Origin of the sequence: Xenorhabdus siamensis, from assembly GCF_037996745.1 — a bacterium.
Classification (GTDB): Bacteria; Pseudomonadota; Gammaproteobacteria; order Enterobacterales; family Enterobacteriaceae; genus Xenorhabdus; species Xenorhabdus indica.
In genome coordinates, this window is the sequence record NZ_JBBMXE010000002.1 from 207,436 (window position 1) to 220,664 (window position 13,229).

General features: G+C 39.4%; 12 protein-coding genes. 10 read left to right on the top strand and 2 right to left on the bottom strand.

What is annotated here, in order from left to right; translation table 11 throughout:
• The first annotated feature begins 394 nt into the window (after positions 1–394).
• The 10 genes from AAC852_RS01890 to AAC852_RS01935 all read left to right on the top strand — a co-directional run bounded on the left by AAC852_RS01890 (position 395) and on the right by AAC852_RS01935 (position 10,349).
• Positions 395–1,558 (top strand): NarL family transcriptional regulator, encoded by a 1,164-nt coding sequence (locus tag AAC852_RS01890; protein WP_340619551.1) that lies wholly within the window; start codon positions 395–397, stop codon positions 1,556–1,558.
• Between the two features lie 90 nt (positions 1,559–1,648).
• Positions 1,649–2,752 carry a tRNA pseudouridine(13) synthase TruD gene (gene truD / locus AAC852_RS01895; RefSeq protein WP_340619552.1) on the top strand — a complete coding sequence of 368 codons (1,104 nt, stop codon included), beginning with the start codon at positions 1,649–1,651 and terminating at the stop codon, positions 2,750–2,752.
• A 16-nt stretch (positions 2,753–2,768) separates the two neighbouring features.
• The gene (locus tag AAC852_RS01900; RefSeq protein WP_340619553.1) at positions 2,769–4,082 is read left to right on the top strand and encodes a B12-binding domain-containing radical SAM protein; all 1,314 of its coding nucleotides are present in this window, start codon (positions 2,769–2,771) and stop codon (positions 4,080–4,082) included.
• A complete protein-coding gene (locus AAC852_RS01905; protein WP_340619554.1) occupies positions 4,079–4,708 on the top strand; it encodes a 2OG-Fe(II) oxygenase in 630 nt (209 codons plus the stop codon). The genes AAC852_RS01900 and AAC852_RS01905 overlap by 4 nt, the downstream gene beginning before the upstream one ends.
• Positions 4,709–4,729: 21 nt before the next feature.
• The gene (locus AAC852_RS01910; RefSeq protein ID WP_340619555.1) at positions 4,730–5,341 is read left to right on the top strand and encodes a 2OG-Fe(II) oxygenase family protein; all 612 of its coding nucleotides are present in this window, start codon (positions 4,730–4,732) and stop codon (positions 5,339–5,341) included.
• 16 nt (positions 5,342–5,357) lie between these two features.
• Complete coding sequence (locus AAC852_RS01915) at positions 5,358–6,668, top strand: hypothetical protein (RefSeq protein WP_340619556.1); 1,311 nt, start codon at positions 5,358–5,360, stop codon at positions 6,666–6,668.
• 23 nt (positions 6,669–6,691) lie between these two features.
• The gene (locus AAC852_RS01920) at positions 6,692–7,798 is read left to right on the top strand and encodes a pyridoxal phosphate-dependent aminotransferase (protein WP_340619557.1); all 1,107 of its coding nucleotides are present in this window, start codon (positions 6,692–6,694) and stop codon (positions 7,796–7,798) included.
• A 24-nt stretch (positions 7,799–7,822) separates the two neighbouring features.
• Entirely contained in the window at positions 7,823–8,515 is a 693-nt protein-coding gene (locus tag AAC852_RS01925; RefSeq protein ID WP_340619558.1) for a tyrosine-protein phosphatase, read from the top strand.
• Entirely contained in the window at positions 8,508–9,041 is a 534-nt protein-coding gene (locus AAC852_RS01930; protein ID WP_340619559.1) for a P-loop NTPase family protein, read from the top strand. Before AAC852_RS01925 ends, AAC852_RS01930 begins: the two co-directional genes overlap by 8 nt.
• A gap of 69 nt (positions 9,042–9,110) precedes the next feature.
• A complete protein-coding gene (locus tag AAC852_RS01935) occupies positions 9,111–10,349 on the top strand; it encodes an MFS transporter (RefSeq protein WP_340619560.1) in 1,239 nt (412 codons plus the stop codon).
• A gap of 217 nt (positions 10,350–10,566) precedes the next feature.
• On the opposite strand, the gene AAC852_RS01940 is transcribed toward AAC852_RS01935, so the two are convergent.
• Together AAC852_RS01940 and AAC852_RS01945 are read right to left on the bottom strand one after the other, a co-directional pair.
• Positions 10,567–11,901, bottom strand: a complete 1,335-nt coding sequence (locus AAC852_RS01940; protein ID WP_340619561.1) for a hypothetical protein — start codon at positions 11,899–11,901, stop codon at positions 10,567–10,569.
• Between the two features lie 47 nt (positions 11,902–11,948).
• The gene (locus AAC852_RS01945) at positions 11,949–13,220 is read right to left on the bottom strand and encodes an ATP-grasp domain-containing protein (protein WP_340619562.1); all 1,272 of its coding nucleotides are present in this window, start codon (positions 13,218–13,220) and stop codon (positions 11,949–11,951) included.
• Positions 13,221–13,229 lie beyond the last annotated feature (9 nt).

Sequence of the window (13,229 nt, forward strand, 5' to 3'; positions counted from 1 at the left end):
AATAACCTGTACTGAGCATTTGATGTTACCATGAAGAACATTAGAAAATTAAGTCCCACTTTAACTTTTAGTTAACCGTGGAAAAAAATTTTTGAATTGATTTTAAGACTGATAGATATCATTTTTAGTCACAACAAGGTTTAATAGTTTGAAAGTTAGAAATAAATAATCATCAATAAATTATGAGCCATATATAAAAATTTTCATTATGATAAGCATTTTGACCTATTGTTTGATATTTGGACAAATCATACATAGCACATTGCAGGCTACATTAACTAACGATTCTACTATGGAGAATCATTACCCTTGTAGCACATGACATTATGAAAATATGCTTACTATTTTGAAAAATTATATATAAATATGAAAAAGAATATTAAAGGAAAATATTATGACTAATTCTATTAATACCCATAATAACCCAAAATCAAACAATCTCCCTATCCATGTAGAATGTCATACAGAATGGGGAAAATTACGGCATGTCATTGTCGGTCGTGCAGATCATGCCTGCATTCCTCCACCAGAGCCTGCCTTTATGGCTCGCATCCCAGAAGATTCAGATATGCGCGGTCGTTATGGCCCAAGAAGCCAAGAATCCATTGATGCTGCCAATGAACAATTGGATGGATTATCTTCTATACTGACTTCACGTGGCATTCGTGTTGATCGACCAACTCCATTAGATTTTAATTCTCCTGTACAGACCCCGGATTTTACCCAAGGCACTATGTTCGGTTGTCAACCGCCAAGAGACATTCTCATCACTATTGGCCGGGAAATTCTTGAAGCAACAATGAGTTTCAGATCTCGTTTCTTTGAGTATTTGTGTTATCGACCTTTGATTGCGGCTTATATGAAAGAAGATAAAACCATGCGGCATGAATCAGCCCCTCGTCCCCGGCTTTCGGATAAGAGTTACCGGCATGGTTATTTATCTGAAAAGATCAGTATGGAAACCCGAAAAGAGTGGGTAATGAAAAAAGAATTCGTCACAACAGAAGAAGAACCCATTTTTGAAGCTGCAGATATTTTCCGATGTGGAAAAGATCTTTTCGTACAGCATGGCTTTACGACAAACATGAAAGGTATTGATTGGTTACGGCGCCATTTTCCTGATTACCGCATTCATGCTGTCAATTTTCCTGGTGATCCTTTCCCAAGCCACATAGACTGTACTCTATTACCTTTGCGTCCCGGTTTAGTTTTAAATAATCCTGATAGGCCATTACTGCCCGAATTCAGAGAATTATTTATTCGTAATGACTGGCAAATTATCACAGCAGCGCCTCCCGCACATCACCAGTCTCCCCCGTTATGTTATTCAAGTACATGGCTGTCAATGAATATATTGTCACTTGATGAGAAAACTGTGTGTGTAGAAGAAAGTGAAATTCATCAAATAGAGCAACTGGATAAATTAGGATTTGAAGTCATCCCTGTACCTTTCCGCAATGCTTATCCTTTTGGCGGTGGTTTGCACTGTGCCACGACGGATATTTGGCGAGAAGGAAACCTTGATGATTATTTCGCTAAAGAAAGTTCACCATATTAACACATAACGTGTTGGCGTATTGATCATACAAAAACAATGAGTCTTATTTTGACCATTGAAAATGGTGGCCTGAAAATTGGAGATTTTTCAATGAATAATATGGAACTCAATACAAACTCTTCCAAATATTCACCGAATACCTTTTTCTGCAAGGATGTTCAATATTGCCTTAAAAAAGTGCCTGCCGATTTTCTCGTGGAAGAAGTTCCAAACTTCTATCAACCCTCAATAGAAAAACAGATCTGGCATTTTCAATTACGCAAAAAAGGAATGACAACCTCTGAAGCAGTGACAAATATTGCCAGTATATTAGAAATACCAGAAAGCCATATTGGGTATGCAGGATTAAAAGATGAAGATGGAATAACAAGTCAGAGAATATCTATTCAATCTTTATCACGAAATATAATAGATACCAGTGCCATTAATGCGCATTTGGATATGACATCAAGTAAATGGCTCTCATTGCATGAAGTTGGTTGTTTTGAAGAAAATATCAAGATTGGCCAACTCGTGGGTAATAGCTTTCGAATTGTCATACGTAACTTAGATAAGCCTATTGCACACGCCTTGGCAAAACAGACATTCCATAACCATGCTTTTATTAACTACTATGACACACAAAGATTCGGTGTACCTGGAGGGCCATCTACAACTCATCTTATTGGGCAAGCTTTTCACCACGGCAAATGGGAAAAAGCCTTGTCATTGATACGCCAATCGGCATCACCAGAAGCACAAACAGCCCAAAAATGGCAAGGTAAAGCTGAACATTTTTTCCATCAATTAGATCCCAGACGGCTCTCTTTTTATTATGCTTCTTTTGGCTCTTACCAATGGAACAATCTCGTCGCCCAAGAATTCCAGCGATATCACCACGGGCTACATGTGATGCGCTCATCCATACCCTATGTTTTACCCACTGCTTATTCTGATGTCATGACGTTTGCCGCTACGATGCCTTGGTATCCCTTTATTCGATTTAATATCGTTGATGGGGAAAAAGTAGAAAAGCAAAGTCTTCGCCCAACCATTGTGCATACCTTTATAAAAATTATCGACCTCAATGAAGATCAAGAATTCCCTGATCGTGCCAGTTTAACAGTCGAGTTTTTTCTTCCATCTGGCTGTTACGCGACGATGGCAGTTTGTCAATTTATCTACTTGGCAAACACGCAGTTTTTCACTGTTTAACTTAGGAGGTTTGCATATGCGTATACTATTATTGATTCCTCCCTATATTCCCTCTTATTTCAATGCCGGTCATCACCTGCCTTTATTTCAAGTTGCCACCTATATCAGGGAAAGAAACTCATCATGGCAAGTTACTGCGTTAGACGGTGGTGCATTAAATCTCACCTGGCATGATTTAGCCCAGGAATTGGCAAAAGGCTATGACTTTATTGGTTTATTTAATGATTTTGATGCCGTGGATAGTTTCGGCCGCACAGCAATGTATTGTCGAGAGATTCTACCCCAAGTGAAAATATTTACTTTCGGACGATTATCAAAGCAGGTTCCTGATTGGTTTAAGCAATTTGATTTTGAAGGTATTGTTTTCAGCGGTGATTATGAAAGTGGTGTTGAATCTTTCCTGCTAAATTATGCACCCGATACAAAGCGTATTCCCGGTCTTATTGTGAAAACCCCCCTTGGTTATTTACAAGGAGATGTCGGTCAGATGCTGAGTCCAGAAGAGTGGATACTCCCCGATACATTGGAGATCCCTTACGCGGCATATGATCGGATGTATAAGAATGACTTGAACAAATTTTGTGGTATTCCTGAACGACGTGAGCTCGTTATTCCTGTCGCACGAGGATGCCCGGTAGGATGCGAATTTTGTGAGCGGCTTTCGGTAGATCGCGTCATTGAATATATCACGGAACAGCAGCATATCCAGCCATTTGATTATGTCTCTTTTTACGCTCCCACTTTTACCCTGAATCGTCGATGGGTAAAAGAATTGTGTCATAAATTCATCGAATTAAAACTGCCTATTCGATGGAAATGCGTGACAACAATTTATCATTTGAATAAAGAATTGATTGAATTGATGGCACAAGCTGGCTGCATCCGAATCAGTCTGGGAGTAGAAACCATTTCTGTCTCACCAAACCTGCAATTACCCAAAATAAAGCTAAATACTGAGGCTAAGGTTGAAGAGCTACTCGCAATTGCCAAACAGAACGACATAGAAATTAACGCTTTCATTATTCTTGGGTTACCCGGAGACACAATAGAAGCATCAATTAAGACAATCGACTGGTTGATTGCTGAAGGTGCCAGAGTCCGTCCCACTGTTTATACCCCTTACAACGAATTACACGAAAATTCCTCAATAACCGAGGTAGGTAAATATAACCGCCAGCTTTTTCATGCATTGCCTCAATCACCAGAAGAACGACAAAAAGGCTACGCATTGCTATTCGCTAATCAAAAAGATCGCGCCACTGAAGTCATGAAAAAAATTACACAGCAAGCGGGATATGAGCAATCCCCTACATCAGGAGATCACCTATGAATATCCGCTGGCACTCCCCTGATTTCAAAAAGAAAAAAGAACCGTTTAAATGGTTTTGTTCAGATCATTTTTTATCTCAGAACGTCTTCAAACGATTACAAGCAGAATTTCCACATACGGGTTTCTGTAAATCTCACCGTGAAGAAGGTGACGGAAAATACTATAGCACTTGGGATCTATTGGCTATTGATAACGGTATTCCTGTGCCGGAAACATGGAATCACCTGACCACCGCATGGAAATCAATGCTGAAAGTTATCTTAAGCGATGATTATCGCCATTACTTTTCAACATTGATGGAACGCGATCTCTCAAAGACTCGTTTACACGTGCGCTTTACTATTTACCATGAAAATTGCTGGCTGGCTCCCCATTGTGACCGCCCCGATAAGATCCTGACTCAAACCCTCTATTTCCCGACGGGTAGCATAGAAGGAGGAGAGTTACTTATTCTCGGTTCATCTGAGCCTGATGATATCAAGGAAGCCGTTGCGCCTTCTCCCAATCGCTCAGTGATCCTCCTGCCTTCCCCTCGCTCCTGGCACAGTGTCCGTAAGGTGGCGCCTGGTTCGCAACATGCACGGCGAGCCTTACTCCTGCATTATGTATGCCCTGATAACCTTTAAATCATAAGGATGATGAAACTCATGTTTAATTTATTACTGCCCCAAGCATTAACAAACTTCCCCTACCACTGGGGCATGGTATCTCCTTTTATTGACGAGGAGATAGCCAACAGCCTGATGGAAACATTTCCTCATGAAGGCTTTATCATTGCAGAAAAAATGGCAGAAGAGACCGATGATAAAAAAACCTACAGTCTGGAAGCATTACGTATTGAAAAAGATACCCCTCTTTCTTCTGTATGGAATGAATTTTGCGAATATTTAAGAAGCGATCAATATCGGACTCGAATGGGAAAATTGATCGGAAAAGATCTCAGCTCGGCTCGTTTGAATTTAACGCTATGGCGATATCGTTCTTCTCAATGGTTAGGGCCACATACAGATAAAACCGAAAAAATTGTGACTCAAATCTTTAACTTCAGCCGAAATTGGTCTCCTGATTGGGGAGGTTGTCTGCGTATTTTACACTCTGATGATTCACAAGATATTTATCGTGAGATCCCACCTGAACTGAATACGTCAGTGATCCTACAACGTTCAGAACAATCATGGCATATGGTAACGCCCATTTCTGCTTCCGCGCCTGAAGGAACTTACCGGCGTGTACTCACGGCTGTTTTTATTTCGGAATAAGTGCTGGAGAAATCATATGCAAGAGATTGAAGTGACGGGCGGCAACCAATTATCAGGGCATGTGCACATTTCAGGATTTAAGCATGCTTTCCCACCGTTGTTCAGCCTGGCATTGTCAGCAAAACAACCTTCTTTAATCAAAAATGTTCCTGATATTGCAGATATCAGGATATTGGGCGAAATAGGTCAATTACTGGGTGCCAACATATTGCATGAGCCAGAAAAACGCACCATGCACATTGATCCCCGTGGTTTAAACAATACCAAAATACCTGAAGATTTAAGTACATTGATTCATGGTGCCTGGTATCTTGCCCCTGGGATATTGGCTCATGCAGGCCACGTTATATTAGGTGAAACCGGTGGCTGTAAGATTGGAGTCGGTCAAGGAGGAGAACGCCCCATTGAACAACTATGTACCGTTTTACAACGATTCGGTGCCAAAGTTGAAACCATAGGAAATATGATCCAAGCCACTGTATCACGTTTTTCCTCCACTCAAATCGATATGGCTCACTTTGCTGTCGTTGAAAAAAGCACTGGCAAATTAACTGGCCCACTTTATTCTGGCGCAACAAAAGCCGCATTGTTATGCGCTGCAAGGGCTGAGGGTATTAGCGAGATTATCAATCCTTATTCTAAACCAGACGTTGCGGCATTAGTTGAAGCCATTAAATGTCAGCAGGTTGATATTGCGTGGGAAAAAGACCGAATCGTCATTGCGGGGAAACCTGATGCGGAGGGTTTTGAAACGACTCTTGGCCCTGACCTGATCGAAGTTATGACTTATTTGACCCTTTCCGCCTATTGCAATGCTCCAATTTCTATTACTGGCGTTTCGCAAGATGCTATCGAAACCGGGCTATCGGCTGAAATAACTTGCCTGGAAAAATTGGGTTATCAGCTTCAATGGGAAGAAAATACTCTCACCATCGCCCAGGTGTCCCCTGCATCCCGATTGGATATTCAAGTGACCTCGCACGGAATATTCAGTGACAGTCAACCTTTTATGGCTCTTTTACTGATGGCATCTCAATTAGGCGGAAGTATTACAGAGCAAGTTTGGGTCAAGCGTTTTCAATATATTGAAGAATTGGAAAAGATGGGAGCCAAAGTTATTCACAATGCCAGATCAGTAGACATTATTCCCCATGTTCCCTGCAAAAGTGGCATAACAGTTCAAGCCGCTGATTTACGTGGAGCCGCAGCCTTAGTTATTGCAGCATTAAAAATATCAGGGAAAACACAAATAGGTGGTATCGATCACCTTGAGCGCGGTTACCCAGACTTTTTAGGGCAACTTCGTTTATTAGGAGCCCAAATTTAAAAAATCTGCTACGGAGTGTATTAATGGCAAAGACAACATCTGTTAATAATATTTATCCGCTGCCTTTGGCACCCAAGCGCCCTTCTCGTCAGCGAGAATTTTTATCTGATGGAATAAACTTACGTAGTGGTGAATTACACCATAAAGCATTAACAAAAATCCTTCAGGAGATTACTGTTCCGCCACAGAGACATCAATTTTACCCTTATCCTCAAGTTGAACATGAACATGCTGCAAAAATATTAGGAATTAACTCGTCTTCTATTTATTTCACTCCAGGGTCAGACGTCGCCATTGGTCTGATATTACGTCTAATTGCATGTACAACAAAAAGATTAATTATTCCTGTACCTAACTATTTTGGTTGGATTGATCACGCCAATCTTAATCAAATTGATATATTACCCATTTATTTCGATGAGCAATGCGCAGAAAATTTTTGTATCAAAACATTATTAAAAACAATCCAAATAACCCCACCTTCTATTGTTACAATTTCAAATCCCAATAGCCCGACTGGGATAGAGTTTGATAATAATACGTTATTAGCAATTTCTCATGCTTGCGCCAAACATGGTCACTTATTGGTTATTGACGAATGTTTTATAGCATTTGGTAACATTAATCATTTAGCTCTTTTAGGCCAACCTGAACACATTATTTATATTCGATCATTTTCTAAAGGTTACGGTTTAGCGGGCGCTCGTATTGCCGCCATAATAGCCTCTTCTACGATTATAGATATCCTGTCCCAGGAAAGAACTGAATCAGCTATTTCAGGCAGTACTTGGACACTACTTCAAGAAATTTTAGCGAAAAAAGAACATATTAATAAAATTTGCCAATCCATTATTCAAACACGAGAATATGTTATTGAAACCATTATGAAATTACGTTCAAATTGGCAAATTCTTCCTTCAGGTGCCAATTTTATCAATGTCAAAACTATTGGTGATCATCCCACTAAATTAGTAGAAACCGCCGCTTTAGGTGGATTTTACATCCGTGATATGAGTTCACAAGAAAGAATGAATGGCTATGTCAGAATTGGTATTGGAGAATTAGAATTAATGGTGAAATTTCTTAAGCAAATTTTTCCCTCAGAATACCATCATAACGAAAAAATTTAGAGTAAATAATAACAGTGAGTAGTAATGAAAAAACAATTAAATAATATCAGCCAACTACAGATATACCCAATACATCACTCTGCTATTCTGAATGGCAGAATATTAAAAATCAAGCATACCGAAAAAAATAACCGTGGAACGCTCATTCGTTGTGGTATACAAAGAGGAAAAGAAAAAGCAGCATTTAATAAATTATCAGAAATGTTTCCCATCAATATTTGGGTGGATTTACGCACACCTGAAGAATATGAACCACAATTCAAACCGCATATTCCTGCATCAACTAAATATATCAATCGCCCTATTAGATTTAAACCACCAGAGAATAATCAAACACATATTGTCACAGAATCTGATTATATTAATCTTTATTTCACTATGAGCCATGTGGCATGGGAAATTGCTCAGGAAATCACAGAATTACTTGACACAGGAAATGTGATGCTTCATTGCAGCTTAGGGAAAGATCGTACAGGGCTTGTCACGGCTGCCATTCTTCACCAGCTTCAATGTTCCACTTTAGAAATCGCCCATGATTTTGCGCTGTCTGCCAGATTTCTTCGTCGCCAATATCAATTGATCGAAGATAAAGCCAAAAAAAATGGTGTTCCTAATCACCTGCAAGCTCGCCGCTATGAACTATCGGAGAAAACAATTATCCCTGTCTTGAACGAATGGACAAAAATAATCTCATGCAGTGGGGATAAATATGATTAATAATATGCAACGTATCTTAGTGATTGGTTCTCCTGGAGCGGGAAAATCAACCTTTGCCAGACAGCTAAGCCAAATCTGCTCGATTCCCTTATTTCATCTTGATAAAGAATATTGGCAAGAAGGGTGGATAGCCCCTTCAGTAGAAGAATGGCAGCAAAAATTATGCTCCTTAACGAATCAATCATCATGGATTATCGATGGTAATTATGGTCCAAGTCTGCCACTACGTTTAGAAAAAGCAGATACTGTCATTCATCTCTACATACCAACTTATATTTGTTTATTCCAGGCCATAAAACGTATAACTAAATGGTATGGAAAACAACGTCCTGATATGGCACTTGGTTGCTATGAAAAAATAAATTTCGATTTTTTACGACAAATAATAAAATATAGAAAACATCAACTTAAAAAAGACAAAGTATTACTGGATAACTTTGATGGCAATTATATTCAATTGACTTCCAGAACAGAAATGAAAGTATTTTTACAAAAAATAGCTCAAGGTTATAAACATCATCATTGACCCAATATTTTGAATCTGTATTTGAAAAACGAAGGGTATAGCTCATTAATTGCATGAGAGAAAAAAATCATGGCATTAAACCGTCAAGAACACCTGTTTTTACTGGCCATGGCAATTGGCAGTATGGGTGGAGGGATCTGGCGCCCTATGGCGATCTTTTATTTAGTGTTAGTGCAAGGGTTAAATATCGTAGATGTTGGGCTGGCAATGACGATAGGAGCGATGATCGCATTACTTATTGCCGGTTACCCAGCAGGCCTATTGGCTGATAGATTAGGGCCAGCTAACTCAACGCTGGTAGGTAGTTTATTGCGATTTAGTGCATTTCCCTGGATGTTAGTTGTTTCAACACACTGGCAGGTCGCTATCATCGTTATGTGTGTTTCCATCGGTGAACGTATTTACTGGTGTGCCAATCCTGCTGCCATCAGGGTTCTATTTCCTATGCAAAATACTCAGATGAATATTTTTGCTATTATAAATAGCTGTAGAAATATTGGATTAGGTTTTGGCGCCTTATTCTCGTTATTCTTTATTAATAAAGATGGAATATCTGATATCATCGTTAATTTGATTATTTGGGGAAATTCTTTTGGTTATTTTATATCAGGGATCATTATTTTCATCATAACTCAAAACGCTACTAAACAGTCTAATAAAATTATTCAAAATCCAATACAAACTGATCAAAAACACATTTCCTCTTTTTCTATCCTGAAGGATAGAAAATATCTTATTTTCGTTTTTTTGATTGGTATATTACTACTGGCAGGAAAAAGCATCGAGCTTGTCTTACCCTACTACTTTCTGATTGAGCGCGCTTTACCATCTTGGTTTGCCGCTTTTGTATTTACCGGCCTTTGTTTTGGCATTCCCTGCTTTCAGCAAGTTGCGTTGAGATTAGGCAATAAACTTGGTTGCCTGAAATCTTTAGCCTGGTCTGGATTTTTACAAACGATCGCTTATAGCATTATTTTATTTCTTCATGGTGACTTTGCATTACAATTTATCTTAATTTTGATTGTAACCTTACTGCTTAGCCTTGCTGAAGCCATCCTCGGAGCACAAATGGGAATCGCTATTTTAATTTTTTCTCATTCTGGTTATGAAGGGCGTTATTCTGCTGTCCTTCAATTTGCTTTCGGAGGTGCTACTGTCATATCCCCCTGGTTATTCACCCAACTTCTCAGCTTTTCCAGCACTATCTTATGGGGGAATATTATATTATACGTTACCTTAACAGGCATTGGATTTCTTATTCTCAATCGATATCACAATACTAATCATGATCTAATGCAAAAAAGATAAAATAAGCTTGAAGAGCGTTTTCTCCCCAAGCTATGAATATATTCTATACCTAATGGATTTCAAGTAGCTTCGCGGCGGCAAAGGAAAGAATCCCCCGGAGCATAGATAACTATGTGACCGGGGTAAGTGAGCAGAGGCAACTTGAAAGACGAAGGATATATACTTCTTATATCCAGTATATTTCAGATTACAAAACAGAACTTGAAACATTAGAAAATCAGTCATTTTTTATATTATTATCGATAAAACTTACATAATGACGATGGGAGACTCGACTGACCAGTTCAGCTACAATATTCCCAAGTAATTTTTCCTGACCCAGTGGGCGATAAATAAGTGCATCAACACCTTCAGAAGGAACTCCCAATACGATCATCTGGTCATTCACTTCAATTTCAATCACTTTTTGCTGTTTTTCATCTCTATCCAATACAGTGATATCTTGACCTGGATAATGTTGGATCATATCACGCCAGATGATTTCAACCTGATAAGGGTCAAGCTCCGTAATAAAAGCATTATTTTCCTGAACAGCCCGGTTAAATAAATAATCAGGAAACAAAGGAACTGCACGATTAAGCCCCAATCCAGATGCATGGCGAGGATTAATTTCTGTCGCAAAAAACTCACTGCCCGTCCATATTCCATCAAGGCTGAAGATCCCTCGATAACCGACCTCCTCTGACAGTTTTTCTCCCACCAACCGGGTATAATCACGCATAACTTCGGCATGTTTTCCAGGTCGCCAACGATTCGAGGAACCACAGAACAAAAGCTGATTAGTTGATTTCTCAAAAACCGTCAATATTTCTATCGGATCAAAGACAGCAACCCCATTGGGCAAAACCAGTGCAAGGATACTGCATGGAATTCCTTGTATAAATTCAGCCATACGAAGTTTTTCAGTTTGATGGCGAAATTTATCCAACGCCTTAATAAGTTCATGATGATCCTTAATCCAAGACAAACCTTCTGAACCTGCATTAAATGACTTTGAACTATCGGCAGCCAATATAACTCCTTTACCTTTATTCAGAAGATAAAATGCGGCTACCGCATCGTTACAATCAGGTGCGATAATTTTATAAGGCGGTGTATTAATTCCCCATCGACGAAAATTTTCATCAATATAAGTCTTATCTTCAAATTTTGCCCATCCAGGCCTTTGCCAACCATAAACAGGTCGGGCCGCTAATGGAGAAATGGCTAATCTCACTCCTCCTAGGAAAGTGATATTTTTCTCTGGATCGATTTTATCCAACCAATGTTTGATACAAACAAACTCCTTTTTCAATAACTCTGATAAAGGACATTTTTCAATATTAATTATATGCCAACACAATACCCCTTTAGGCCGCCACATTTTATCCGATACGGATATTAACGCTTTTATTTTGGCACCACATATTTGCAGTTCGAACATCAAACTTTTTAACGCATCCAGACTATCTGAACAATCAATTAATAAACCAACTTCACGATCTTGCCAATATTCCTTCAAATGTTTTGTTACTTCCGCAAACCAATTATCTGATACCCGTTGTATCGCCATTGAGTTCCCATCCATAAAGCATGAAAATAAAATATACCATTTATCTTTCAAGTTGCTGCTCTATCGGCTATACCCTTCGTCTTATTGGGGCTACTCTCTTCATTCCACCAAATTGCATTATTTTTCCACCAGGTGTCAATTTCAGTAATAACCCCCGCAGGATCACGATCAATCGGCTGCAAAGCAAATGCCTTAGCAATGTGATCTGAAATCGAGCGAGGAGCCTGATAATATCTGCCAGTACGTGCCATTAGTTGATAATCAATAATGCCAGAAACAGGACAACTGTCCGGTGCATAATGAAATATCCCCTCGTTGGGAGGAAACCAGGCAAACCCTGCCATCGTCTGAGGATAAATATGCCGATAAGTTTCTTGAGCGCGAAGCCCTGCCTGACCAAGCAGCGTTTCCTTATACAAGTTCAGGCCAAATGCCATTTCGTACACAGGTACATGCCCTGCTCCTCCAGGACGGCATGCAATCTCACACAGCACAAGGCGATGTGTTTTTTCACAAAAGAAAGCTTCTGCATGAAATGCCGTAGTATCCGGCGTTGGTGGAAGGCTCATAATCACCCGTGAAATGAGCGCAGACAATTCCGTTGTTAAAGGGTTATCTGGCAATAGCATCCAGCTAAGCAACGCAGAATTCCCACTAACTGCCGAAAAGTTAGCTGTTGTGTGTGAAGGCCAGCAATGTAGCATTTCACCGTTTCTCATCAGCCCATCAATCGTAAAAAACTCCCCTTCAATCCATTCTTCAACAAGATAACCTGATTTTAATAACTCAAAATTAATATCCTGTAATTGTGCGGCATGGTGAATAATCTGCACACCTACCGAGCCCCCTCCATCAACCGGCTTAATCACAACAGGAAAACCACACTCATCAGCAAATTTCTCTACCGATTGCCTGTCAGTGATTTGCAGCATTCTGGCAACTGGGAGCCCATTCTTTTTCAATAGGGATTTCATTATCCACTTGTTGCGATATGCCAGTGCTGATATTTCGCTTTGGCCCATTAAACCCATTTTTTCACGTGCTTTCGCTGCCCGTAAGACATCAATCTCTGTTGCCGAAATAATACGATCAATTTGCTTTTCTTCGACTAATTTAAGAATTAATTCATTAATTGAAGGTGAATCATAATTATCAACAGGATAAATCCCCTTAATATATTGATGGGATTTATTAGGTAATTTTTCCGATGGATATAATAACGCCTTTGGTGTTATAAGAAAAACGTCAATTTCGGCTTCAGAAAACCATAATGCAATCTTTTCTACAATAGGGCGACGATTAAGAACCAGTACTCTCATCATATTTTC

Excerpts from the sequence above, each read along its gene's own strand:
- AAC852_RS01890 (WP_340619551.1), top strand. The coding sequence starts at position 395 with ATGACTAATTCTATTAATACCCATAATAACCCAAAATCAAACAATCTC.
- truD (WP_340619552.1), top strand. The coding sequence starts at position 1,649 with ATGAATAATATGGAACTCAATACAAACTCTTCCAAATATTCACCGAAT.
- AAC852_RS01900 (WP_340619553.1), top strand. The coding sequence starts at position 2,769 with ATGCGTATACTATTATTGATTCCTCCCTATATTCCCTCTTATTTCAAT.
- AAC852_RS01905 (WP_340619554.1), top strand. The coding sequence starts at position 4,079 with ATGAATATCCGCTGGCACTCCCCTGATTTCAAAAAGAAAAAAGAACCG.
- AAC852_RS01910 (WP_340619555.1), top strand. The coding sequence starts at position 4,730 with ATGTTTAATTTATTACTGCCCCAAGCATTAACAAACTTCCCCTACCAC.
- AAC852_RS01915 (WP_340619556.1), top strand. The coding sequence starts at position 5,358 with ATGCAAGAGATTGAAGTGACGGGCGGCAACCAATTATCAGGGCATGTG.
- AAC852_RS01920 (WP_340619557.1), top strand. The coding sequence starts at position 6,692 with ATGGCAAAGACAACATCTGTTAATAATATTTATCCGCTGCCTTTGGCA.
- AAC852_RS01925 (WP_340619558.1), top strand. The coding sequence starts at position 7,823 with ATGAAAAAACAATTAAATAATATCAGCCAACTACAGATATACCCAATA.
- AAC852_RS01930 (WP_340619559.1), top strand. The coding sequence starts at position 8,508 with ATGATTAATAATATGCAACGTATCTTAGTGATTGGTTCTCCTGGAGCG.
- AAC852_RS01935 (WP_340619560.1), top strand. The coding sequence starts at position 9,111 with ATGGCATTAAACCGTCAAGAACACCTGTTTTTACTGGCCATGGCAATT.
- AAC852_RS01940 (WP_340619561.1), bottom strand. The coding sequence starts at position 11,901 with ATGGCGATACAACGGGTATCAGATAATTGGTTTGCGGAAGTAACAAAA.
- AAC852_RS01945 (WP_340619562.1), bottom strand. The coding sequence starts at position 13,220 with ATGAGAGTACTGGTTCTTAATCGTCGCCCTATTGTAGAAAAGATTGCA.